This window comes from Vibrio sp. J2-3(2022), from assembly GCF_021725735.1.
Classification (GTDB): Bacteria; Pseudomonadota; Gammaproteobacteria; order Enterobacterales; family Vibrionaceae; genus Vibrio; species Vibrio diabolicus.
Window position 1 is genome coordinate 264,853 of sequence record NZ_JAKKCK010000002.1, and the last position, 26,083, is coordinate 290,935.

General features: G+C 45.1%; 20 protein-coding genes. 15 read left to right on the top strand and 5 right to left on the bottom strand.

Annotated features, from left to right (window positions below; translation table 11 throughout):
- The first annotated feature begins 24 nt into the window (after positions 1-24).
- The 15 genes from L3V27_RS09320 (at position 25) to L3V27_RS09390 (ending at position 18,059) form a co-directional block, all read left to right on the top strand.
- Positions 25-891, top strand: coding sequence for an OmpA family protein (locus tag L3V27_RS09320; protein WP_046875254.1), 867 nt, complete (start codon positions 25-27; stop codon positions 889-891).
- Positions 888-2,990 carry an SLBB domain-containing protein gene (locus tag L3V27_RS09325; protein ID WP_134646648.1) on the top strand — a complete coding sequence of 701 codons (2,103 nt, stop codon included), beginning with the start codon at positions 888-890 and terminating at the stop codon, positions 2,988-2,990. Before L3V27_RS09320 ends, L3V27_RS09325 begins: the two co-directional genes overlap by 4 nt.
- Positions 2,990-3,676, top strand: a complete 687-nt coding sequence (locus tag L3V27_RS09330; RefSeq protein WP_047008761.1) for an AAA family ATPase — start codon at positions 2,990-2,992, stop codon at positions 3,674-3,676. Before L3V27_RS09325 ends, L3V27_RS09330 begins: the two co-directional genes overlap by 1 nt.
- 11 nt (positions 3,677-3,687) lie before the next feature.
- Positions 3,688-4,068 carry an Hpt domain-containing protein gene (locus tag L3V27_RS09335; RefSeq protein WP_046875251.1) on the top strand — a complete coding sequence of 127 codons (381 nt, stop codon included), beginning with the start codon at positions 3,688-3,690 and terminating at the stop codon, positions 4,066-4,068.
- 276 nt (positions 4,069-4,344) lie between these two features.
- On the top strand, positions 4,345-5,868 hold the full coding sequence (locus tag L3V27_RS09340; protein ID WP_237311681.1) for a sigma-54 dependent transcriptional regulator: 1,524 nt from the start codon (positions 4,345-4,347) through the stop codon (positions 5,866-5,868).
- Positions 5,843-6,913, top strand: coding sequence for a glycosyltransferase family 4 protein (locus L3V27_RS09345; protein WP_237311683.1), 1,071 nt, complete (start codon positions 5,843-5,845; stop codon positions 6,911-6,913). The genes L3V27_RS09340 and L3V27_RS09345 overlap by 26 nt, the downstream gene beginning before the upstream one ends.
- 155 nt (positions 6,914-7,068) lie before the next feature.
- Positions 7,069-8,253, top strand: a complete 1,185-nt coding sequence (locus L3V27_RS09350; protein WP_237311685.1) for a glycosyltransferase — start codon at positions 7,069-7,071, stop codon at positions 8,251-8,253.
- Positions 8,254-8,264: 11 nt separating this feature from the next.
- On the top strand, positions 8,265-9,437 hold the full coding sequence (locus L3V27_RS09355; RefSeq protein WP_006742943.1) for a glycosyltransferase family 4 protein: 1,173 nt from the start codon (positions 8,265-8,267) through the stop codon (positions 9,435-9,437).
- Positions 9,430-10,860, top strand: coding sequence for a lipopolysaccharide biosynthesis protein (locus L3V27_RS09360; RefSeq protein ID WP_193621573.1), 1,431 nt, complete (start codon positions 9,430-9,432; stop codon positions 10,858-10,860). Before L3V27_RS09355 ends, L3V27_RS09360 begins: the two co-directional genes overlap by 8 nt.
- On the top strand, positions 10,857-12,221 hold the full coding sequence (locus L3V27_RS09365) for an O-antigen ligase family protein (protein WP_237311687.1): 1,365 nt from the start codon (positions 10,857-10,859) through the stop codon (positions 12,219-12,221). Before L3V27_RS09360 ends, L3V27_RS09365 begins: the two co-directional genes overlap by 4 nt.
- A gap of 115 nt (positions 12,222-12,336) precedes the next feature.
- Positions 12,337-13,461, top strand: coding sequence for a glycosyltransferase (locus L3V27_RS09370; RefSeq protein WP_005394237.1), 1,125 nt, complete (start codon positions 12,337-12,339; stop codon positions 13,459-13,461).
- On the top strand, positions 13,458-14,891 hold the full coding sequence (locus tag L3V27_RS09375; RefSeq protein WP_006742947.1) for a chain-length determining protein: 1,434 nt from the start codon (positions 13,458-13,460) through the stop codon (positions 14,889-14,891). The genes L3V27_RS09370 and L3V27_RS09375 overlap by 4 nt, the downstream gene beginning before the upstream one ends.
- 220 nt (positions 14,892-15,111) lie before the next feature.
- A complete protein-coding gene (locus tag L3V27_RS09380) occupies positions 15,112-16,230 on the top strand; it encodes a glycosyltransferase (protein WP_048626362.1) in 1,119 nt (372 codons plus the stop codon).
- Positions 16,223-17,410, top strand: coding sequence for a glycosyltransferase family 2 protein (locus tag L3V27_RS09385; protein ID WP_237311688.1), 1,188 nt, complete (start codon positions 16,223-16,225; stop codon positions 17,408-17,410). The genes L3V27_RS09380 and L3V27_RS09385 overlap by 8 nt, the downstream gene beginning before the upstream one ends.
- A 10-nt stretch (positions 17,411-17,420) precedes the next feature.
- Positions 17,421-18,059: a sugar transferase gene (locus L3V27_RS09390; protein WP_005394228.1), complete on the top strand. Its 639-nt coding sequence runs from the start codon at positions 17,421-17,423 to the stop codon at positions 18,057-18,059.
- 20 nt (positions 18,060-18,079) lie between these two features.
- Here L3V27_RS09390 and L3V27_RS09395 read toward each other — a convergent pair whose 3' ends face one another.
- The 5 genes from L3V27_RS09395 to hrpA all read right to left on the bottom strand — a co-directional run bounded on the left by L3V27_RS09395 (position 18,080) and on the right by hrpA (position 25,906).
- Positions 18,080-18,469 carry an ATP-binding protein gene (locus tag L3V27_RS09395; RefSeq protein WP_005394226.1) on the bottom strand — a complete coding sequence of 130 codons (390 nt, stop codon included), beginning with the start codon at positions 18,467-18,469 and terminating at the stop codon, positions 18,080-18,082.
- A gap of 121 nt (positions 18,470-18,590) precedes the next feature.
- On the bottom strand, positions 18,591-20,171 hold the full coding sequence (locus tag L3V27_RS09400) for a BCCT family transporter (RefSeq protein WP_005394224.1): 1,581 nt from the start codon (positions 20,169-20,171) through the stop codon (positions 18,591-18,593).
- Positions 20,172-20,543: 372 nt separating this feature from the next.
- Positions 20,544-21,059: an outer membrane beta-barrel protein gene (locus L3V27_RS09405; protein ID WP_237311690.1), complete on the bottom strand. Its 516-nt coding sequence runs from the start codon at positions 21,057-21,059 to the stop codon at positions 20,544-20,546.
- A gap of 198 nt (positions 21,060-21,257) precedes the next feature.
- Positions 21,258-21,737: an outer membrane beta-barrel protein gene (locus tag L3V27_RS09410; protein WP_005394221.1), complete on the bottom strand. Its 480-nt coding sequence runs from the start codon at positions 21,735-21,737 to the stop codon at positions 21,258-21,260.
- Positions 21,738-21,919: 182 nt separating this feature from the next.
- Entirely contained in the window at positions 21,920-25,906 is a 3,987-nt protein-coding gene (gene hrpA / locus L3V27_RS09415) for an ATP-dependent RNA helicase HrpA (protein ID WP_237311692.1), read from the bottom strand.
- Positions 25,907-26,083 lie beyond the last annotated feature (177 nt).

Below are 26,083 nucleotides of genomic sequence, written 5' to 3' on the forward strand. Positions count from 1 at the left end.
ATACCGGTTTAAACGGAGGTTGGCATGGTAAATCTTATACGACGATATGTAGTAAGCGGTCTTGTTGTCGGCATGTTTGGTTGTTCGTCGTTTGACTACCCAGACCACGGAAAAGGTGGCTTGGCGGAAAACTATCAAGATATCTCAATTGAAAATTATCAGTTTTCCCCAGTCATGCCCGATGAACCGTTAGGTCCAGAGCATGGGTTGAGGTTTGATTGGCAACTCACCAAGCTACACCTAGACGCGTTGATTCAAGAAGGCGCACGCTGGTGCTTTCCTGCAGCAGTAGTGCAAGCGCTTGAGAAGCAAAACAGAATCGCACGTGAGTTAGAAGGCGGACTTCTACTAGATGCTGCTAACGACCTGGTGATTCAGCGTCGACGTTTAAACCAACTTGAACAGCAACTCGACTATGTATTAAGCCAAACCACTTGTACGCCACCCGATGATATTGAAGCATTGCGTAGCGATTTGAACGTCGTCGCTGAAATTTATGCACTCCTCAATATTGATAATCAATTTGCTGTCGATTCAGCAGAAATTAATCCAAAGTACATGGGACATTTGGCAGAAGCTGCCTACATTTTACGTGACCACCCTAACCTAACTCTTGTGGTGACTGGGCATGCCGATGTCACTGGCTCACCAGATTACAACCAGAAACTCGCTCAAGCGCGTGCAGAACAAGTGAAGCGTTACCTGACTGTATTTGGCATCACTTCAGAACGTGTAACCACCAAATCTGTGGGAGACAGCCTGCCGCTTTACGAGGGTGAAACACCTGCCGTGCGTTTAACCAATCGCCGGGTAAGCATCGAGGTTATTAGCCCTAATTCAGATAGCGATACCTCAGTAAATCGCAATCTATCTGTAGGAGGTGCGCTATGAACACGATGAAACCATTTATCACCTTAGTTCTTTTGTGCTTGGTCGCTTGGGTACCTACTTCGTCAGCTGATGAAAACAATACTGTTAAGGTCGGCGATTTAATTCAGATTAACCTACCTGGAGAAGCTTCTTTAAATAAAGGGTTTCAAGTCGATCGCCGTGGGCGTATTAACTTACCGGAAGTCGGCCCTGTATTTGTTGCTGGATATAATGAGCAACAGCTCCAAGAAGTGATTATCGAAACGCTAAAAACCGTGTATCGTGACGTAAACAACGCTCGAGTCTTCATCAAACAACAACAGTTATTAGTGTCGGTCCAAGGCTACGTGGTCAAACCCGGGGAATATACCTTACCTTCAGGTTCCAACATTCAAATGTTTGTATACGAAGCTGGCGGCCTTCGCGCTGGTGCTCAGCTCGATAAAATGATCGTTAAACGCGGCGACAAAAACATCGAGTTTGACTACAAACGTTTCCTTGATACTGGTGACAATAGCCAGCTCCCGAAATTGGAATCGCTGGACGTACTGTTTGTTCCAGCATCTCCACTCGTTGGGAATATTGAGCAGGAATTTGATGCAGCAAAACTCGCGAATTCAGGCGACAGCGCAGACTCCGCTCGTGCCATCAAAGTCTTTGGTGAAGTGAATGCACCCGGCTCATTCTCTTACAAACCGAACACCACGCTCGTTGATGTCGTGATGAGAGCTGGCGGCGTAACACGATATGCCAGTGTTGAGCAAATTCGCGTGATCACAAATAACAACCCAACCATGTTTAATCTGAAAAAGTATCTAGATACGGGTGATCAAAGCTTACTACCAGAAATCCTACCGGGTGCCACCATCTTTGTTCCAAAACAGGAAGAAGAAATCAAAGCGGGTGCAAATGTGGTTTATGTCATGGGTGAAGTTGCCCACCCTGGCGCGTATGAAGGAAAGCAAGACGCTAGCTTCATGGATATTCTCGCCAATGCAGGCGGGCCTACTCGCTATGCAGAATCTCGCCAAATTCGTGTCATAAAAGCCGATGGTAAGGTCATCAAATTCGACCTAACCGCGCATACCGAGGGGCTGTCTTCGGTTAGACCACCGAATGTCGGACCTGGCGACGCGATTTTCGTCCCTGAGAAAACCGATTTCAACGAGAAGTCATGGCTAAAAGTGGCGCCAAGTCGAGCGGTCGCTGTGATGGGAGAAGTCGTGCGCCCGGGACGTATTGAATGGTCAGACGAAATGGATTTAATTGATCTGCTTGCGCATGTTGGCGGCCCAACACGTAGAGCTGACACCACCAAAATTGAAGTCGCCAATAATGGTCAAATGACACAGTTCGATTTAGATCAATACATTTTAGATGGCTCACCAACATCGAATCTGCCCCGAGTTTCTGCTGGCACGGTAGTAAGAGTCCATGCATTACCTGACGATCCATCAGACAACAAATCGCAATGGGTAAGCCAGAGCTCTGATGCCTCGATATATGTTTTCGGTCAAATCAATGCCCCAGGCCGCTATCGCTTTACCGAAGAGATGCACTTTCTGGATATTTTATCTGCCGCCGATGGACCAACAATGGATGCCGATATTCACAATATTCGTGTGACGCACCGTGGCCTAGGCTATGCCAAAGTGAGTAAATTGAATTTGTCGATGTACTTTGAAACGGGCGATGAGTCTATTCTGCCCCACGTTCGTCCCGGCGATACCATTTACATTCCGGAAAAAAACAAAAACTGGTTGGATCGCTCCAAAGAATCCACCGTGCGTGTATTAGGTGAAGTAAGAGACCCTGGGCGCTATGTATTTAATGACAACATGACGGTACTTGACTTGCTGGCCGAAGCAGGAGGCCCGACAAACAATGCGTATCTTGAAAAAATCAGTGTGGTCAACATGTCTTGCTGTCAGGGCCAAGCTCGAACATTTGATTTGGTGAACTTTAGCAAAACCGCCAACATTTATGATTTACCAGTCATCCGTGCAGGCGACACTATTTACATTCCACATAAAGACGAAAGCTTTGCTGAAAAAGCAAGAGCCGGATTAAGAGATATTTTACAAATCACCACAACCATCGTGTTAATAGGAGCGTTGTAATGACTATTCCTGCCACTCACGCTGAGATTGAGCAAATTTATCTTCAGAGTGAACAGAAAGGCCACAAAACGATTTGTGTCGTGGGTTGTAAGTCTGAAGACGGCGTCACTTCCGTTGCTTCATCTCTAGCTGAGCGTCTGGTTTTAGCTGGACACAATACTTTGTATGTGGATCTTAACTTGTTCAAGCCCGCTTATCGAACCATTCACGAGTTTGATGATACAGAAAAAGTTGGCCACCTGATCACAAGAGAAAATACGCATCAAACCTTAGTCGGTCTCCCTGCTCCATCTCTCGCCAGCACTCAATTGGCGTACCGAGATCCGACAATGCTGAAGCGCAATATTGCAGAGTGGTTAACGCAGTACGAGCGCGTCGTGATAGACACATCTCCACTTCTGAGTGTCAACCGAAGCAATATTGCCCCTCAAGTGATTGCGGGCGTATGTGATGCCACCTTATTAGTCGCACATTATGGCTCTACGACGGCAACCCAACTCGAACAAGCCAAAAAACTACTTGATGCTAGCGATGCGAATTTGATTGGTTCCGTGCTGAATATGAAGCATACACCTAGCCTGAAAGATGAGTTGATCCGCCAAGTTTCCAAGCTACGCTTTTTACCCAAAAAGTGGAAAGAAAAGATATCTCAACAAATTAAGAAAAGTGAACTGTTTATGTTATAGGGAGCGCCAATATGACTGCAAATAACACACCGACTATCGAACAAGAATTGGTGGATGAACACATTCTCCAGCAAATGATCAAAGATACGTGCGCCGAAATCATCCCTACGCTGATTGAACACTATATTGAAGAGTCACGAGAGCGCATGGAGAAAATAGAGCAAGCATTAAGCGCGAAAGACCTCCAAACATTAGAGTTCGAAGTTCATACACTCGGCAGCTCTGCCCTTGCTTTAGGTAACAGAACGCTTTCCAGACAAGCAAGAATGATTGAGAAATATTGTGTGGAAGGGAAAACACTAGAAGCATTGGCTCTCTGTGAGTCTCTATCCCAGCTGGCAAATGAATCTTTTGACGCGCTAGAAAAGCGAAAAGATCAAGGATTCGAGTAACAGTTTCAATGATAAATTATCTTATGAATCATCGCACTTATTAAAGTGCGATGCCGATATCATCTAAGACATTTACAATTTAACTTAATCAATTAAAAAGTATGGATTTTTCGCAAATTTTCCACCTTGTGCTAATACTTAGATAACGCTTTTCTCAAATTGAGAATATTCAGCACTAGAGAGCACTAAGCCATATAACTCGCTCATCACGCCAAATAGAAATAATAGTGCTGACAAAAATCATAAAAGTGAAACGAACTACGTTGGGATAGGACTATGAGACCAAGGGTGTTACTGGTAGAAGACTCTACTTCATTAGCCATACTTTATAAGCAGTATGTCAAAGACGAACCTTATGACATTTTTCATGTCGAAACAGGTCGCGAAGCAATTCAATTTATTGAAAGAAGCAAACCTCAGCTCATCATTCTCGATTTGAAACTGCCCGATATGTCTGGTGAAGACGTGTTGGATTGGATCAACCAGAATGACATTCCTACCTCCGTTATTATTGCTACAGCGCATGGCAGCGTAGACTTAGCCGTTAACCTAATTCAAAAAGGCGCGGAAGATTTCTTAGAAAAACCTATTAACGCTGATCGCCTAAAAACTTCTGTTGCATTGCACCTCAAACGCGCCAAACTGGAAGATTTAGTAGAAAACATTCAGTCCAAGTTTGATCGCCATAACTATCACGGATTTCTCGGTTCAAGTCTCCCAATGCAGGCGGTATATAAAACCATTGATGCCGTTGCTCCAACATCTGCCAGTGTCTTTATTGTGGGTGAAAGCGGCACAGGTAAAGAAGTCTGTGCTGAAGCCGTGCACCGTCAGAGCGATCGTAAAGACAAGCCTTTTATTGCTATTAACTGCGGGGCTATCCCACGAGATTTAATGGAAAGTGAGATCTTTGGCCACGTTAAAGGCGCATTTACCGGAGCCACAACAGACCGAAAAGGTGCTGCGACGCTGGCTCACGGTGGTACGCTTTTTCTCGATGAACTGTGTGAAATGGAACTTGAGATGCAAAAGAAGTTGCTCCGTTTTCTTCAAACAGGAACCTACACACCGCTTGGTGGCACTCGAGAGATGAAGGTGGATGTTCGAATCATTTGTGCCACCAACCGAGATCCATTAACAGAAGTGGAAGAAGGTCGTTTTCGTGAAGATTTGTATTACCGCGTACACGTAATACCTATCGATATGCCCCCCCTACGCGAGCGAGGAAGTGACATTGTCACGCTAGCCAAGCACTTTTTGACCACTTATGCCAAACAGGACAAAAAGAAATTCTCAACAATCGACAGCGAAGCTCAACATATCATCAAGCACTACGAATGGCCGGGTAATGTAAGGCAATTGCAAAACATCATACGTAACATTGTAGTGCTTAATAATGACGAAAAAGTCACGGTGAATCACCTACCCGCCCAACTGACTAGAAAGTCTAAAACGGTGAGAACATCCACTCCCGCACATGTAACTCAAGAGCCAGCACCCCCTCCAACAATAACCTCCCAACCTGTGTATGTTGAGGAACAGTCGGCCCCCGCTAGAGAACCGTCAATACCGACAACGGAACCTAGCATACAATCCTCAGCGGCTGCCTCGCCTTACTTTAACTCTGATGGAACCATTCGCCCTATGTGGCAAGTGGAACGTGAGGCGATTCAAAACGCAATCGCATACTGTGATGGCAACGTCCTCAATGCCGCCGTAATGCTGGAGCTAAGCCCATCTACGGTTTACCGAAAAAAACAAGCGTGGGAAGCGGATGAAATTAATCTCGAACAATCTTGAGAAACCTGCCGTTGGTGAAATTTGGATTTTTCTTGATAGCCGCCTGTTTGGCGGTATCGAAAGTCACGTCATAGAGCTTGCTCGTGGATTAATGACATTTGGGCACAAAGCACGTGTTGTCTTAACGACTGAGTACTCGCCACCAGCACAGATTGTAGAGAAAGCAGAAGAATCCACCATCCCTGTGAGTTACTTGAACCATTTGTCTGGTGAGCCACATAAGGCATTAAAGATCAAACACCTAACAAGCGCGGTCGCCAATCACCAACCATCGGTCATTCACTCCCACGGTTACAAAGCGTCAATCTTAGCGCGCTGTGCCAAGCTACTCACGCGCACATTTCCTCGCTTGATTTCAACTTATCATGCAGGAGAATCATCCTCGGGCAAACTGTGGCTCTATGATTGGCTTGATAGAAGTTCAGGCTACCTCTCTAACCACTGCTTTTCCGTCAGCCCAAGCATTCAGCGTAAAATCATTTTCCCTTCGGAGCTGCTGAATAACTTTGTTTCGATTCCCGATCGTAATCTCAACTATCAAGAAATCGCTTTCGTCGGCCGATTGAGCCAAGAAAAAGGTGCCGACCAATTTATCGAAGTGGCTGAGCTCTGCCCAACACTGCATTTTAGTGTTTACGGTGATGGACCAGAAAGAGAATCACTCGCCCAAATTGCCCCTTCAAATGTGAAATTTTTCGGTCATCAAACTGAAATGGAGACCGTTTGGAAAAACATTGGCGTGCTGGTAATTTCTTCTCGCTATGAAGGCCTGCCTATGGCGGCGCTTGAAGCAATGGCTAGAGGAATAATCGTGATGAGCCTACGCGTGGGTCGCTTGCCCGATATTATCCAAACTGGCGAAAATGGCTTTATTGTCAATGACATCCCATCTCTCGCTCAATGCCTTAAACATTGGATGTCTCTTGATGAAGCGCAGCAATCTCTCATTCGTCAAAACGCTCGGCAGACCATTATTGATGATTTCTCGGCGCAAAGCGTTATTCCTGTATTGCTACGAAAATATCAAATTGAAACGGAGCAATAAGCCATATTGGTTCTCAATATGAGAATATTGCTTCTCCACTTAAGTCCAAGCACAAATATCTAATAATATTCAAACACATAAACTAATGGCATATTTTGGCATCTCTGTTGCAACTCAGCAGTTAACACAAGTTAATGATGAGACAGAGGTGACTTATGACTACTCCAAAACGCATTCTATATGTTCATTATGGTGATAACTGGATTCGCGGCAGTGAAGTGGTACTTCTGGATCTCATCTCAGGGATTGACCGTGATAAGTTTGAGCCATTCGTGTGGTCAAACTGCCAGCCACTAATCGATAAGTGTCAATCGCTCGGAATTGAAGCGGAACATTCTGTTTTCAATCTCGTTGGTGGCTGGAGTGCGCCTCGCTGGGATATTAGCGGATGGAATAGCCTTATCAAACAGGGCTCAGCACTGATCGAAAAACACAATATCGACTTGGTACACGTTAATAGCGGTGGTCCTTGTCAATGGATGTGTTTGGCTGCACGCATGAATCACATCCCACTTGTCACTCAACTTCATTGTCACTATACATTGCGAGATCGCTTCTCTCTTGGGCTACACCTCTCCCCAAAATTGATTTGCGTTAGTAAAGATGTCTGTCGTGAAATTATTCAGGACGGTTACCCAGAAGACCAGCTTTATGTTGTGCACAACGGTGTATCGCTTCAAGACTCTGATACGCCCATTGATATCAAGGCTCACCTCGGAATACCTCCACAAGCGTTTACCTTTCTCTCGGTGGGTTCGTTGATTAAAAGAAAAGGATTCGACCGCCTTATTCGCGCTATGCGCATGCACAATTACCATCACGATAATCCTCATCTTGTTATCGTTGGCGATGGCGAGGAAAGAGAAACATTGCAACAACTTGCTTCGGATCTCGGTATCCAAGACAGAGTCCACTTTGTCGGGGAAAAAAGTAATGCTGGTGCATGGATGTCTGGGAATGCAGACGCTTTTATTAGCGGCGCCTATGAAGAGGCCTTTGGTCTCGTATTAGGGGAAGCGGCTTTAGCCCAATTGCCTATCGTCGCACCAAAAACAGGAGGCATCCCTGAGTTGTTCGAGCATAATCACTCTGCGCTACTGTACCAGAATCGCGGAATGGCAGGCTTATTAAACGCGATCCAACAAGTCATGCAGGATGCAGCACTAAGAAACAAGCTAGCTGAAAACGCCTATCTTCATGCTAGCCAAAACCTCACGACTGCAGCATCCATAAGCGCCATTGAACGTATTTATGAAGGTGAGCTTGAGAACAACAGTATTACACCAATGCCAATGACTCACTGCATGAAGCCTCTTTCACGCTGGTTGAGCATCAATTGAGGAGGCCAGTCATGAAACGTGTATTAATGTTCGACGCCATCCCAATGCAAGGTGGTTCTAAAATTGCGAATGCAGAGCTCCTCAAACAGTGCGATAAACTGAACGTAATTGGTTATCTGCTGACCACGAATCCAGAGCATTGGGAGTCACTACTTAGCGATACGCCTCGTGTGCAGATTATCAAAATCAAACCATCACCACTGAGCTCCACTCATGGCCTCACTTACTGGTTAATGAACGCGTATTACTTTATCCAACTGATTTTTGCGTGCATGAAACTACCAAAGATAGATAGCTTTTTAGGTCTATCTTGCCCAAGTAACGATATGCCTTTGTACTTACTAAGATTAATCAGCAAAAAGCCTGTGGTACAAATGGTTCATGGTCCAGTTGGTCGTTCAAGATCTTCCGGCTACTGCTTGGTAAAAGCATCCGCAATTTATTACTTGGCAAACACCCGAGAATCGATGCTAGAGGCCTTACAGGTCTACCTCAAAACAGAGAAGCCAGCCACTGAACGCTATTGGTGTGGTTTGAATGCGTCTACGTTTGTTAACGGACTATCGAGAGACCGTTGGCCAAAACAAGCAAATCCGATTTCAAACCGCGTCTTCTGGGCGGCCAGCTTACTAAAATGGAAGAACATCGATCTTTTTCTTGATGCTTTAACACTTGATAAGACAAAAGAGATCAAATCTACCGTGTGTTACATCAAACCAAATGTGGCAGGTGTGGAATATTCAACACCAGACTTCACCACAAAAGGTGTTGAATGGCATGAATGCCCAGATAACCTCGATGACCTACGCTCTCAGTGTGGTGTGTTTGTTTCCACCAGTGTTAACGAACCTTTTGGATTATCCATTTTAGAAGCTCTCGCAGCAGGCATGTGCATCGTCATCCCACATGATGATAGCTACTGGGATCGCGTATTGACGCATGGCCGCAATTGCATCAAGTACACACCAAACAATGTGGCGTCGTTACATAACGCAATTCGCCTTTTGAATGAGTCTCCATGGATGAAAGTGACAATGGGTATCGAAGCACTCAACGTTTCTCAACTTTATACGGCCGAACGTTGTTATCTGCCAATCGCTCAGCACCTTGCAGCAGAATCCGCACCGAATGGCGATTGTAAACTCAAAACACCGCGATACATCAAAGGATATGACCATGTCTAAAGCAATGACCAACATGTCGCTGTTCGCTATCGCGTTAGTGATAAACAAAAGCATCAGCTTAATCATGCTGCCTGTATTGCCCCACTTTCTCTCACCAGAACAAATGGGCAAGCTTGAACTGCTTACCACCTTTGGCGTTGTCACAACCTTATTCGTCAGTTTCGCTTTACATGAAGCGCTGTATCGATTCGTCGGGGTTGAAAAGGATCAAAATACGCGCACAAGCCTTCTAAACCAGCTGTACTCACTTGCTTTATTCATCGCTGGCATCGTGGCTTTATGCCTACTCGCTATCATTATGCTCGCGCCTATTCCTGCACCTTTTACGCGAGTCGAGTTTGCTATTGTTATGTTTGCTATCGTTCTAGAAGGCAGTATCGCAATCGGCACAGCTTGGTTGAGAACACAGGACGACAAAGCAAGAACCCTACTTAACGTCATGGTGACTACCACTGTTTTTCAGGTCATTTTCATCATCACGGCGCTGTCTGTTCACCCACATGTTATTTCTGTTTTATGGGGTGGCTTGTTGGCTGCTATTACTCAGTTTGTCTGGCTGCACATCATTAACCGCTACAGCATGACTCTGCCAAGTATGACAGTGGCGAAACAATACCTAAATTACTGTCTGCCAATGATGATGGCTGGATTGGTTGCGTTTTGTCTCAATGGCGCTGAACGCTGGTTCATCGGCGCGAACGCCTCACTTGCGACCTTAGGGATTTACGCGATAGCCGTAAAATTTGCGGTTGGCATGTGTATTTTAGTTCAGCCATTTGGCATGTGGTGGATGCCACGTCGATTTAATTACCTAGAAGGTCGTAAGAGTACAGAAGCTGTGCGCATCACTCATCTAGGCATGATTTACATTACCGGTTTAAGTGTTGCAGTCGGCACATTAGCAATGGTGATGATCACTTACCTGTTACCAGAAACCTATCATGAGGCGGTACTGTTCAGCTTGTTCTTACTGCCTATCGCTATGCTAAAAGAGTGGAGCGAGCTCATTAATATTTCCATTTTGTACAAGCGTCGTACTCGCTGGTTACTGGGTATTAATGTCGTCTCAGCATGCGTTGCAATTGCTTTGCTGTTTGGCCTATCGTCCCTGGGTATCTATGGAGTTTTCATTGCGCTTTATTACGCTCAACTGTGTAAGCTTGGCCTTACTTATGTGGTAGGCCAACAATGCATGCCGTTGCCTTTTCACCTAAGTCTGATGGTTTTATTGCAGATTATCTCCGGTGTGGCACTGTTCCTGCTTCACTCCTCACAATCAATAGGCATCGCCATCGCAATTTGCATTTTGACATGCACTTTGCTGGCAGGGATAGCCACTCGCTATATGAGTAAAGAGACGCTAAATGCGCTCACTCGATACATGGTGAAATGGCGTGGACAGGTGAAGAGATACTCGTTATGACTGAAAGCAAGGTGAGAAGAAAGCAGTCCATCGCAGCGCTGACGATTACCGTCTGTATCGGCCTGCTTTGGATTGTTATGCCTCACCCTATTTTGATTGTCGCATTATGTTTCGCCCCGCTGGCTTTACTGTTCGTTCTCAACCAAACGTTTTGGCTTGTCACGCTGTTCGTTATTTTTTCATTCTTTCGTATTCATGAAGCGTTTCCCGTTATCTATAACTTTAAGATCCCATTGCTACTATCATTGGGGGCACTGGCCGCACTTGCTTTCCACCTTTTGATAAGTCGCCAGCTTACTGCTTTTTGGCACCCTTCATTAAAATGGCTGTGCATATTTTGGGGGTTGGTGATCATCGGCATCGTCTTTGCATCCAGTCGTGACATTGCCATTACAGTTTTCAAAAATACCTATTGGAAAATCATCATTATGACATTGGCGATCACCTGGCTTATTACCAAACCGGCTCAGTTAGCACAAATGTCGAAAGCGATAATTTTCGCCGGATTGTTGATTGGTTTAGTCGCATTACAAAACGCAGCGAATGGCATTGATTTAGTCGAAGGGACGCGCGTATCGATTGGACGCTCCATAGGTTCAGTACTCGGCGATCCGAACGACTTGGCGCTGGTATTAATGTTTCCCCTCGCCTTTACCGTTAGTCAGTTAATGGAGAAACGTTCACCTAAGCATCTCCGGCTCTTCGCACTTGTTACCTGTTTGGTGTTGTTTTTTGCGATTATTGAGACACAAAGCCGCGGAGGCTTGTTAGGCTCTTTATCGGTATTTGCGTACTTTGCCTTTAAGCACATCAAAAGCAAAACGTTAGTCTTAGTACTAGGCGCCGTAGCAGCCATCGTACTCTACGCATTTGCTGGTATCTCAGGGCGAGAATCGGGTGGCGCAGCCGAGGATGGTATAGATGCCTCTGCGATGGGGCGACTTTACGCGTGGGAAGCCGCATTTAAAATGGCTCTCCACCATCCGTTAACTGGGGTTGGGCTTGATAATTTCTACTTTAATTACTATTTCTATAGCCCTCACTGGGATGGCATCAATCACGCCGTACACAGTACTTGGTTTGGCGTATTAGCGGAAACGGGGTTTGTTGGACTCGCCGTGTTCATTACATTGATTGTGTCATTGATTCGAACCTCTTTGCATTCTATTTCACTACTGACGCCAACATCGGATTACACCCTATCTGTTGGAGCAAATGCAGTCTTAAGTGGGCTGATCGGGACCATCGTATCAGGCACTTTCCTCACTCAAGGTTTCACTTGGCCAATTTACATTCTGGCAGCATTAACGGTAGTCGTTAGTCGAATCGTTCAAAGTGATTGTCAAAATGAGAAACCCTAATTTCAAATACCAACAGAAAGCCCAATCACCTGTTTTATAACAAATAAATCCTTGGCACGTATTGTGATTACTCTCTTGATTAGTAATCAAATAACAAAGACTCAAGGAGAGCCACATGACAGACATCGTAGTATTTGGAGAAGATTTTGGCGGGTTACCCTCCTCCACTCAACACATTGTCAAACGACTAGCAACGAGCCACCGCATCCTTTGGGTTAACTCAATCGGTCTTCGTCAACCTAGGCTGACCACTAAAGACATGCAACGTGCGTTAAACAAGCTCACTCGTGTATTTAATAACGCTGGATCGCATAAGCCAACGTTAGAGTCTGCAATAAACCCAAATATTCACACCATTAACCTACTCACTATTCCTGCTCCAAGTTCTGCGCTGGCAAGAAAAGTAGCGGCTAAGATGATGAAATACCAGCTCAATAAAAAATTACACGTTCTTGGTTTTGATAAGCCTATATTTTGGACATCGCTCCCGACGGCCGCAGATGTTTGTGCGGAAATGAATTCACGTGGGCTAATTTACTATTGTGGCGATGACTTTAGCGCTTTAGCTGGTGTTGACCACGACACGGTTGCCAAGCATGAACGTACACTGGTTAACGCGGCTGATGTGATTTTTACAGCAAGTGACAAACTCGCCACTCAATTTCCATCTGGTAAAACCGTCACTTTACCTCACGGTGTCGACTTTAGCCTGTTTTCTGAGCCAGCACCTAAGGCTGAAGATTTACCTAATAATGGTCGCAAAGTGCTGGGCTTTTATGGCAGTTTGTCTGAATGGTTAGACTACGACTTAATTGCCCAAGTCGCAGACCAAGCGCCTGACTGGGATCTCGTGTTCATCGGCCCCAACGAGTTCAGTGACAATCCACTTCCACAAAGAAGCAACATATACTACCTGGGCCCGAGAGCGCATCACACTCTGCCACGTTACTCTCAACACTGGGATGCCAGTTGGTTGCCCTTTGTTGATAACGCTCAAATCAAGGCATGTAATCCGCTTAAACTTCTTGAGTACTTGGCAACAGGAACCCCTGTTATCAGCACACCCTTTCCCGCATTAATGCCCTACAAACATATGCTCCATGTGGTTCAAGATGTCGAAGACGTGCGTGCCAGTCTCGATCACCTCCTACCGCCACCGACAGATTCAAAGTCATTTGTTCAACAGCAAAGCTGGGAAGCAAGAGCCAACCAAGTTGATAAATTAGTGAGGGCGCTATGAACGATTTAAGAGAAAACCTCAGCGTACTGTTACATGGTGCTTGGAGACGTCGCTACATGATCGTTATTCCTATGCTTGTATTGCCTGTGCTGGGTTTCATCGTAAGTAAACTGGTTCCGACGACTTATGTCGCTCATACAAGTATGCTTATCCAAGAGACAGCGAAAATGAACCCATTCCTTCAAGATCTTGCCGTCTCAACCATGCTGAAAGATCGATTGAGCGCACTCAGTACCTTGCTTAAAAGCCGACATGTTTTGTACTCAGTTGCCAAAGAACAAGCGCTGATTAGTGACGAAATGAGTGCCAAAGAGCAAGAGTTCATCATTAAAGATCTCGCGTCGCGTTTGTCTGTTCAGCAGCTTGGTAAGGACTTCATTCAAATCCAACTACGAAGTGGCAAACCGAATGGCATGGAGTCGATGTTACTCTCCGTCAGCGAACATTTTGTCGAACAGCTTTTAGCTCCTGAACGATCTTCAATTAAAGATTCAAGTCACTTTTTAACCATCCATATTAATAAACGCAGAGAAGAGCTGGATAAAGCAGAGCAAGCGTTCGCGGAATACAAGAATACTTACTCTCACGCGACGCCTGAAATGCAAGCACAAAGCCTGACTCGTCTGGCAAGCCTTAAACAAACCTTGGCAGAAAAAGAAGCGGAGCTTGCTGGTGTTACCCGAAGCCTAGGTAGTTTGGACCAACAACTTTCTAAAACCAACCCGGTTATCGGTAAGCTTGAAGAACAAATCATCGACATTCGTAGTGAGCTCACTTTGCTTCGCGCCAAGTACACTGAGGCGCATAGCATGGTTCAAGGCAAGCTACGAGAGTTAAACCGCTTGGAGCAAGAGCGCTCAGTACTATTGAACTCTAAACAACCGGAATTAAACAGCGCCCAACTTTGGGATATCGCAAGCAATACCACCGTAAACAGTCTTGGAGAAGCTCAGCCTCTTCTGGTCTCTCAGCTTCACCAACTGCAAATTATGCGCGGACGCTTTGAAGCCCTCACAGAAGAAACAAATAGCTTACGCACAATGATTCAAGAGTTAGAAAGTAATGCGCATCGATTTGGTAGCACAGCAACAGAAATCAACCGCCTAGCTCGTGATGTAGCGGTAAAAAGAGAAATGTATGATGACCTTGTGGAGCGTTATGAAATGGCTCAATTAACTGGTTCACTTGGCGTATTTGAAGAGAATAAACGCGTGAAAATCATTGATGAACCTTTCACACCAACCATTCCGTCTAACTTACCTAGTTTTGTGTTTGTCATTTTAGGGTTTATCGGTGGCGCGGGTTTGGGCATTGGATTAGCGACGATACTTGAGTTAGCCGATAACTCTATCCGCTCTAAAAGAGCATTAGAAAAGCATCTTGGCGTTCCTGTGATCACCACCCTACCTAAAGTGGTATACGGAAGCTAACAGCCGTTAACACTCCATTACAAGCACTCGTTCAGCGAGTGCTTTTCTTTTGGTGCTTATTCTAACTCCGCATACGGTTTCCACTAATATGAATCTCAAATTGAGAATAAACATCGCCCTTCATATGCATTGCCATTAACCTCATGTTTTTAAACACTTAATTTATTGGCACGCAGTCTGCAATTCCTAAAGAAACAAAGAACTCAACGAGGGTTTGAGAATGGAATTCAGACAAAAACAAAATAGCACTCAACGCAATAAAAAAGTGATATTACACGTCGTGCAGCACTTAGCTCCTGGCGGTTTGGAAACGCTCGTATTAGAGATGCTTCGTTTTGCGCAACCGAATCATTCCGTGTTTGTCGTAAGTTTAGAGGGAAGCAAAGCGCAAGCACTGCAATGCTGGTCAAAACTCTCGGCCTACCAAGGCCAACTGCACTTTCTCAATAAGAAACCTGGATTCAGCGGGACAACCATCAGTACGCTGACTTCCATGCTCAAAGGACTTAAGCCTGATGTGGTCCACACTCACCATATCGGTCCACTATTATATGGTGGGATTGCGGCACGCTTAGCGCAGGTGCCAGTAATTATCCATACTGAGCACGATGCCTGGCATCTGAATAACAGAAAGTCAGCTCGACTGCAGTCCCTACTGCTAAAAATGATTCGTCCACATGTGGTTGCCGATGCGAACTTTGTCGCCGAACAAATCCAGACAAAACTGAATTACCGCAAAGTCTGCACCATACATAATGGAATCGATTGCCAGAAATTTCAAAGCGGTAATCAAGCAACCAAGAGAAACTTGTTTGGGCTTCCAGCCAACAAAACCGTAATTGGAGTAGCTGGACGTTTAGAAGCTGTTAAAGGCCATAAAGTGCTTATCGAAGCCTTCTCTCATCTTACGCCAAACACACACCTAGCCATTGCTGGAGATGGTTCTCAGCGAGCTCAATTGGAAGCACAAGTTAGAACGTTAAAACTTGAGGATCGCGTTACCTTTTTAGGCTTGGTCGACGATATGCCCAGTTTTTACCAAAGCCTCGATTTATTTTGTTTACCGTCGCTTCAAGAGGGTTTCCCCCTCTCAACACTAGAAGCTCAAGCATGTGACATTCCTTGTGTCGCAACCGATGTTGGTGGCGTGAAAGAGACGCTCTGCCCGATTAACAGCACATTGGTTGAAGCCAACCGAGTGTTCTCTTTGGCGGAAGCTTTGTCGCAGCAATTGAAATCAACCCATGGTTCTCCTCGAACTTTTATTCTCAAACATTTTGATATCAGAGACATGGTGAGTCGCTACTCACGTTTGGCCAAGGAGGCTAGCTATGAATGATTTACTTTGGATTACAGGTTTTGGTTTATCCGCATTTTTGATTGTCTATCATCATGTTGGTTATCCATTGCTACTTAAATGGCTTCCTTTAAAACAGCAAAAAACCACAGCACCATTTGTAGAGCGGGCTTACAAAGCCTCTCAAACAGACAGTCAGTTACCATCTGTTACTGTCATCGTGCCCGCCTACAATGAAGAACAGTGGATAGCAGAAAAGATCCGCAACCTTGCGAGCTTAGATTACCCAAGAGATAAATTGAAAGTGGTGATCGCATGTGATGGCTGCACAGATAACACAGCCGAGATTGCTCAAGCGACGATTCAAGAAGCAATCTGCTCCGATACACTGTTCATCATTAATGACCACCAAGTCAATCGCGGTAAAGTTGCCCTACTCAACGAAGAAATGCGTCATGTTAGCTCGGACATTACCGCACTGAGTGATACATCGGCATTGATTTCTTGCGATTCTCTGTTGCTAGCTAGTCAGCATTATCAAAATGAGAAGGTTGGAGTGGTTAACGCGACATATCAAATAATGAGTACCGATAACCAAGGTGAAGCAGCGTACTGGCAATACCAGTCTCGAGTGAAGCACCAAGAATCCTTGCTGGGTTCAACGATTGGTTCTCACGGTGCGTTTTATACATTCAGAACCCACCTATTTGAACCACTTGAAGTCAGCACCATCAATGACGATTTTATTCTCCCTATGAGAATCGTTTTGCGAGGCTATAACGCTATCTACGAACCTAACATGCTAGCTCTTGAACTCGAACAAAGCTCAGACGACGCAGACTTCAAGCGACGCCTAAGAATTTCAGCGGGTAACATGCAGCAGCTCATGCAATTAAAGAAATTACTGCTACCTCGCTATCGTGGCACTGCCTTTGCATTTCTATCGGGAAAGGTTCTGCGCTTAGCAACACCCTATTTGATGATTGTTTGCTTGGTTTGTTCACTACTACTGGCACACAACCCGCTTTTTCAAGTAATGCTGCTCGCTCAAGCCTGTGTTTATGGTATCGCACTTGTCACTTACTTGGTGCCTGCACTTAACACAGTCAAACCTTTTAAACTGATTAGCTACATCGTCATTGGTCATCTCGCCAATTTCATCGGCGGTATGAAGTATTTGCTAGGAATGGAAAATGGACGTTGGAAACGCGTCAACCAATAAGGAAAGCATCATGAAAAACTCACGCTACGATTCAAATGTATGCCACGCGAAAAGAACGTTTGATGTACTGGTTGCAATGTTTATTTTGCTCGTCACTGCACCACTATTCCCATTTATCGCGCTAGCTATAAAAATCACATCAAAAGGCCCAGTGATCTATCGTCAACTGCGTGTTGGGCGCTGTACACCAGAAAAAATGGATCTTTTTCAAATCATGAAGTTTCGCACCATGTATATTGATGCGGAGCAACGCTCCGGTGCAGTTTGGGCAACCGAAAATGATCCTCGAATCACACCAGTAGGACGTTTTTTACGTAAGACGCGTTTAGATGAGTTACCACAGCTGTTTAATGTGTTGAGAGGTGAAATGTCCATGATCGGGCCACGTCCAGAGCGCCCTGCTTTCTACCAAAAGTTGGAAGATGAAATCCCTTATTTTGTAGAACGCACATATGGCGTATTACCAGGAATTACAGGCCTAGCGCAAGTAAACCAAGGCTATGATGCATGCATTGAAGATGTAAGACGTAAAGTTGGTTTTGACCACAGTTACGCACTAAGCTTAGGTTCGTTCTACTCTTGGATTTCAATGGACCTTTCAATCATGAGTAAAACATTCGTTGTGATGATTGATGGACGAGGCCAGTAGTTTCTCGATTCTCGTAACGGTCACTCTTGCCACTGGCGTCGCATCTTTTCGATGGTCGCTGGTGGCACATCATGAATGCTTTGATACGCTCCGCGACACACCTTAACTTCCACCTCAATGCGCTTCTTCACGCAATAGTCCAAGTAACGCTTCATCTCCCAGTGACGAACAAACGTATTACTCACAATCACGACTTTCCCTTTGTTCAACCACTTTCGAGTTTGCTGAAAACACCATTCATGCGCTTGGGGTAACTCAGTTGGATTAAAGTGATAATCACCTTCATCATTTTCAAAATACATGTCAGCTTCAAAATGCTTAGCACCAAGCTCTATCGCCAATTGCTTTGCTAAGGTTGTTTTACCTGAACCTGGAAGTCCACGAATAAGAATGAGTTTAGCCAGTGACATAATGCTGTTAAATGAGGTGGGAATAAGCCCAAACTGTAACGGAATTATTGAAAAAGAAAAGTAGAAATAAAAAATGCCGAGCGCATTAGGCTCGGCATTTAAATTCAATAGTGGATAGTGTTTATTTGTAAGCTGACAGTTCGGTTCTTAACCCTTTAACCAAGCTTACACACATCAACAACAGAACAAAGGTAAACGGTAATCCCGTTGCAACCACGCCTGACTGCAATGCTTGCAAGGCTTCTTTGCCACCAACCCAAAGCATAACGGCTGCAATTGCACCTTCAATACAAGCCCAGAAAATACGCTGTGGAATTGGTGCATCAATCTTACCGCCCGCAGTGATACTATCGATAACCAGTGAGCCAGAGTCTGATGATGTAATAAAGAACACCAGAATCAGCACGATAGAAAGCATTGAAATCACTGAGCTATACGGTAGCGCATCGTAAACATGGAACAGAGTCAGTGAAATATCAGTTAGACCATTTGCACCTAGCTCCCCCACTTTATTCACCACTTGGTCAAGCGCGATACCACCGAATACAGACATCCAAATCAAGGTAACGACAGTAGGAATAACGATCACTGCGAACAGGAATTCTCGAACCGTACGACCTTTAGACACACGCGCGATAAACATACCAACAAACGGTGACCAAGATACCCACCAAGCCCAGTAGAATACCGTCCAGCCGTGCATCCAAGTTTCATCTTCACGACCGTGGGGGTTGCTCAACGGAATAATATTTTCAATGTAAGCCATTGTTGTGTCGCGTAGCGAACCCCACGCCGTATCAAACGTGATAAAGGTAATGAAAATAAGCAGGGCAAACGCAACCACCATATTGACGTTACTCAGTAGCTTAACACCACCATCAATACCACGAATTACTGATAGCACCGCGATAAAGGTAACAAAGGTGATCACAATCATTTGTGTACCAATGCCGCCTTCTAGACCAAAGACATGGTTAATACCACTGGTCGCCTGCTGAGCACCGAGACCCAGCGACGTTGCAAGACCAAACAGCGTGGATAAAACGGCAAGAATGTCGATAACATGTCCTAACCAACCCCATGCTCGGTCACCAAAAATTGGATAAAACGCCGCGCGCAATGAAAGCGGTAAACCTTTGTTAAAAGCAAAAAACGCAAGTGCTAGTGCAACGAGTGCGTAAATACTCCAACCATGCACACCCCAGTGGAACATGGTTGCACCCATCGCGAGAGATTTCGCTTCTTCGGTGTATGGCACTGCGTTCAGTGGCATTCCCCACCAATCAGTGAAGTACGCAGTCGGCTCCGCCACACTCCAGAACAGAAGGCCAATACCCATACCAGCTGCAAAGAGCATCGACAACCAAGAAACGGTTGAGTGATCCGGCGTTGCTTCTTTGCCACCTAAGCGGATTTTACCCAGCGGAGAAAAAAGAAGAGCAACAGCGAATAATAAGAAGAAGTTTGTCGACCACATAAAGAACGCATCAAACTGTTCTATAATTCCGTTTTTCAGACCGTTTAATACATCACGAGCAGTGGTTGGCTCAACAAGAAGAAGTGAAATTAGACAAAAAACAACGAGACCCGCACTGATGCCAAAAACGGGGTTATGTATGTCGAATCCCCACTTTTGAACGTTGTCCTGTCCAACCTGATAGTCTGTTGTGTCGATACTATATTTTTTAAATGCATTATCCATAAATACAAATTTAACGTGAATTTGAAACGCCCCTCAGGTGAGAAGAACTCCAATACCGCCCTCCATTAATTTGAACTCTAAAGTTTTAAAGCGGGGCGAAGTTTAGCAGTAATCACATATTTTTGCAAAAAATCGCCATTTATTGCATTTTTGGCTCAGTTAAAGGCAGATGAGAACAAAGTAATATCAACACAAAAATTATGAGGTCTAACGATTGATTTTATCGTAATTTGATCGTTCGAAAAGCACTGGAAATACTTGCGCTCTGTGGCTTTATCATTGATGGACGCGTAAATTGAGATAAGTAACACTGACTTGGTTTCAAAGCTAGCGATGAAACCATGTCAGTAAAGTTTTCATATAGATTGAGTATTATAGGAAATGGAAGGTAATATTCCCCGTCACACTGCTCACGGTGTCACTATCGCTGTCAATATCCACGCCAAACGCTTGATAGCTTGCCCCAATAGAAACATTATCGAGCAAGAAGTATTCGGCACCGACACCATACATGTAGGAGACACCATCATCTTTATCTAAATTTCTCAGTCCGCCGTCATAATCAACATTGAATGCATTGATGCCACCTTTGGCATAGACATGAAGCGGCCCAAAGTCGATGCTTGGTTTCGCTGCTAAATAGAATGAATCAAAATCAGCACTACCCCTGCTGCCACTCAGTGATAAATCCACCTTGCCGTGGTCAAAGTAACCTGCTTCAATGCCAATGAATGGCAAAATACCAGTACCTACATGAATACCGTAGGTTGTATCGTTTTCGCTATCGATATCAGATTGACCGATTTGACCGCCAGCGTAAATCCATGAGTCAGCCATTGCTGATGTGGAGCACAACGTTAGAGTTAATAACGAGAGTGTTTTTTTCATACTATCCCTTCCTGAGCGATTCCTAAGCGAAACATTACGCAAACATGCGCATTTAATCGCCACTATATATTGGAAAGCATGAGCATTTTAAGATCCAAAAGTGAATAATTTATGTTCAACTTTTGTTTTGTGACTTCCAGACAAAAAACACCGACTTTATGTCGGTGTTTTTCATATGGGTGTTAGAAAGCTAGACGCTTATAGGAAATGCAGTGTTGCGTTAACAGAGAACGTGCCGATATCGTCTTTACCCGCCGTGTAGTTCATGTAGCTAGCACCAACAGACATCGGGCCAAAAATGAAGTACTCAGCACCTACACCGTACATTAGATCCAAATCGTCATCGTCTTTACCGCCTTTCACTTCTTTGTCCCACTGGTGGAAACCACCTTTTGCATACACATGCAGTGGACCAAAGTCGATGCTTGGCTTAAGTGCTGCGTAGTAAGACGTTAGCTTAGTGTCTTGACCATTTACGTTAAATTCACCGTGTTGCGTTACACCAGCTTCAATACCAATGATAGGTAGGATGCCTGTACCAACGTGAACAGAGTATGATGTATCCGTCTCACCTTTGTAGTCAGACTGACCTACTGTTGCACCACCGTAAATCCAAGAATCTGCCATTGCCGCAGAAGATGCGCCAAGTAGCGCCACTGCTAATAGAGTTTTTTTCATCATCTACCTTTACTCTTTATTATTCCCACGTCTGCATAACTCAGTCGTTGGTACTACAAATAAAGGGAGGCGAACCATTGCCTCCCAGAACTAAAAAATAACGCTTATTGAGTTACTAGCAATTAGTGTACCAGTAACCTCATACGCGATAATTACAAATCTGACGCTATTTTACTGGTTGATTAGCAAGCATCAATCGCGTTTTTGACTCGTTTATCAGAAACAGGATAAGGAGTGCCTAATTGTTGAGCAAAGTAACTCACGCGAAGCTCTTCAATCATCCAACGCACTTCCTTTACGTTTTCAGGAATGGCCACACCTTTCGGGATCTTGTTCAGCAACTCTTTATAGTCTTGAGTCACAGATTCAATCTTCAGCATGTGTAAACGATCTTTGTTTGGATCGATTGGCAACTTCTCCATACGACGCTCTATCGCACGCATGTAGCGAAGAATATCCGGCAAGCGTTTCCAGCCGCATTCCGTCGCAAAACCTTTGAAGATCAAGCCTTCAATTTGTGCTTTGATATCCGACAGAGCAAACGCCATTGTGAAGTCGATTTTGCCTTTGAGCTTCTTATTGATGCTGAACGCCGTTGTCAGAATAGTCTCAACCTGTTGAGCGATCTCTACAACGGTATCACCCAGTTCAGCACGAACGTGTTCTTTCAACGCTTCGAACTTCTCGGGCTCCCAAACTAAGCCCCCCTGCTCTTCGATAAGCTTATCGACACCACAGGCGATACAGTCATCAATCAGATCAAGCACTTTGCCGTAAGGGTTAAAATACAAACCCAACTTCGATTTGTTCGGTAAGTTAGCGTGCAAATATTTAATTGGAGACGGCACATTCAACAAAATCAAACGACGCTGACCAGCACGCATTGCCGTTATCTGCTCGTACTCCGTTTCGTAGAGTTTGATTTCAACGCTGTCTTTGCTATCAACAAGTGCTGGATACGCTTTTACATCGTAGCCACCACGTTTTTGTTGATACACTTTCGGCAATTCACCGAAGCTCCACGTATGCAGACCTTGCTGTTCAATATCGTCATCTGCCACTTTGGAAAGCGTTTCTTGAACTTTGTCTTTCAAGCTCTCTTTCAATTCGTGAAGGTCTTTATGTTCCTTCAGTTTGCGATTTCGATGATCAACCGCTCGGAACGTGACTTTCAAGTGCTCAGGCACCTGTTCCAAGTTCCAGTCTTCACGCAATACTTCTACACCCGTCATACGGCGCAGTTCTTTTTCTAGCGAGTCTAGCAGCGGTGCTTCCATTGGTGTTACACGTGCTAAGAATGCATCTGCATAGTTCGGCGCAGGCACAAAGTTCTTACGAATCGTCTTCGGCAGCGATTTAATCAAACTAACAATAAGCTCATGACGCAGACCAGGGATCTGCCAGTCAAAGCCCGCTGGCTCAACTTGGTTTAAAATCGGCAACGGCAAATGCACTGTGACACCGTCACTATCATCGCCCGGTTCAAATTGGTAACTCAACTTGAGCTTCAAACCATTTTGATGCCAGAAGTTCGGGTAATCCAAATCGGTCACATGGCTAGCATCGCCCTTGAACAGCATCTCTTTTTCAAAGTTCAGCAGTTCAGGATCTTCTTTCGATGCTTTTTTCCACCACGTATCGAAATGTTTACCAGACACTACTTCGGTACCAACACGTTGGTCATAGAAATCAAACAGCTCATCATCATCCACCAAGATGTCACGACGACGAGATTTGTGTTCAAGCTCTTCCACTTCTTGCAGAAGCTTACGGTTTTGTTTAAAGAACGCGTGTTTGGTTTCCCACTCACCTTCAACCAATGCACTACGAATAAAGATTTCTCGGCTAACGGTCGAATCGATACTGCCGTAGTTCACCAAACGTTTCGGTACGATTGGCACGCCGTAAAGCATGACTTTTTCGTGCGCCATCACCGCCGCACGTTTCTTCGACCAATGCGGTTCGCTGTAACTGCGCTTGATAAGGTGTTTGGCTAATGGCTCAATCCATTCCGGCTGAATCTTGGCAATGATACGGCCCCAAAGTTTCGAGGTTTCCACCAACTCGGCTGACATTATCCACTTAGGTTGTTTCTTAAATAGACCCGATGCAGGGAAGATGTGGAAACGAGCGTTGCGCGCGCCTTGATATTCATTCTTTTCTTGGTCTTTCATACCGATGTGCGACAGCAAACCAACCAAGATCGCACTGTGTACACCATGGTACGACGCAGGCTCATCGTTAAGTTTGAATTCCATTTCACGCATCGACTGATGAATTTGGAAGTACACGTCTTGCCACTCGCGAACGCGCAAGTAGTTCAAATAATCTTGCTTACACTGCTTGCGGAACTGGTTGCTAGACAACGCTTTTTGCTGCTTTTGGATGTATTCCCACAAATTCACAAACGTCAGGAAGTCCGACTCTTCATGGAAGAAACGACGGTGCTTATCATCTGATGATTGTTGTTTGTCTGAAGGACGCTCGCGTGGATCTTGAATCGACAAGGCCGCTGCAATGATCATCACTTCTTTAAGCGCACCATATTTTGGCGCTTCCAAAACCATACGCGCCAAGCGTGGGTCGATTGGCAAACGAGCTAATTGGCGACCGATGGAAGTCAAGCGTTTTTTCGGGTCTTTTACCTCAGAGTTAATCGCACCAAGCTCTTCCAGCAAACGTACGCCGTCTTGGATATTACGTTTATCTGGTGCTTCCACAAATGGGAAAGCTTGAATGTCGCCCAAGCCAAGTGCCGTCATCTGTAAGATAACTGATGCTAGGTTGGTACGCAGGATCTCGGGATCGGTAAACTCTGGGCGCGACTCAAAATCTTCCTCTGAGTACAGACGGATACAGATACCCTCTTCCACACGACCACAACGACCTTTACGTTGGTTCGCACTCGCCTGAGAAACCGGCTCAATTGGAAGACGCTGAACCTTAGTTCGGTAACTGTAGCGGCTTATGCGCGCCGTGCCCGGGTCGATAACATACTTGATGCCCGGAACGGTTAGCGAGGTTTCTGCCACGTTGGTTGCCAGTACAATTCGGCGACCAGCATGAGGTTGGAAAATCTTGTTCTGCTCGCCCGCCGACAAACGCGCGTAAAGCGGCACAATTTCCGTGCTCTTCAGATTACGTTTGGACAATGCATCTGCGGTATCACGAATTTCACGCTCACCGTTCATGAAGATCAGGATGTCACCTAAACCTTCATCGCACAATTCGTCTACCGCTTCGAAGATGCCTTCAAGTTGGTCACGATCATTGTCGTCATCACCGCTTAGTGGGCGGTAACGGGTTTCTACTGGGTAAGTACGACCTGACACTTCAATAATTGGTGCATTGTTGAAGTGTTTTGAAAAACGCTCTGGGTCGATGGTTGCCGACGTGATAATTACTTTCAAATCAGGACGGCGTGGTAGCAACTCTTTCAAGTAACCCAAGATGAAATCGATGTTAAGGCTGCGCTCGTGCGCTTCATCGATAATAATGGTGTCGTATTGATTCAAGAAACGGTCATGCTGAATTTCAGCCAACAAGATACCGTCCGTCATCAATTTGATTTGGGTATTTTCAGAGATCTGATCGTTGAATCGAACCTTGTAACCAACAAACTCACCAAGCTTGGTTTCCATCTCTTCAGCAATACGGTTCGCAACCGAGCGCGCCGCAAGACGACGAGGCTGAGTATGACCAATCAAACCGAATTTGCCACGACCAAGTTCTGCACAGATCTTTGGCAACTGAGTGGTTTTACCTGAACCGGTTTCACCCGCGACGATAACCACTTGGTTTTCTTCAATCGCTTTAGCGATGTCGTCACGCTTTTGGCTGACGGGCAGAATTTCTGGGTATTCAATCGTTGGTTTGTAGTTGCTGCGTTGTTCCGCAACCATCATTGATTTGGCAATGTCGAGTGCAATTTCATCAAACACAGCATTACGTGCTGCGTCTTTCTTAATTTTGCTCGCACCAGAAATGCGTTTACTTAAACGGAAGCGGTCACGCATCATGCACTGGCTTAACGCTTTGCGTAGAGACGCCGCGCTATTCACTTGAGCCTGAGGTGCTTTATCTTGTTTCGCTGTCGCCTTTTGCACACCATTTGACGGTGTCGCTTGCTCTTCAGCGGGATTCTTTTTTGGGGGCTGTGACGAAGTCAAAGCGTTTCCTATTCTTTTCATTACAAAAACTGCGCGGATTGTATCACACAAGATCTGCAACAAGATAACCGAAACCACATTCAAATTTTTCGAACATGTTCAGCGAATCCCTATACTTTTTAACCAACGTGCCTCGCTTATAATGGCTCCCATAGTCAAAAGCACTTATTTAAGGAA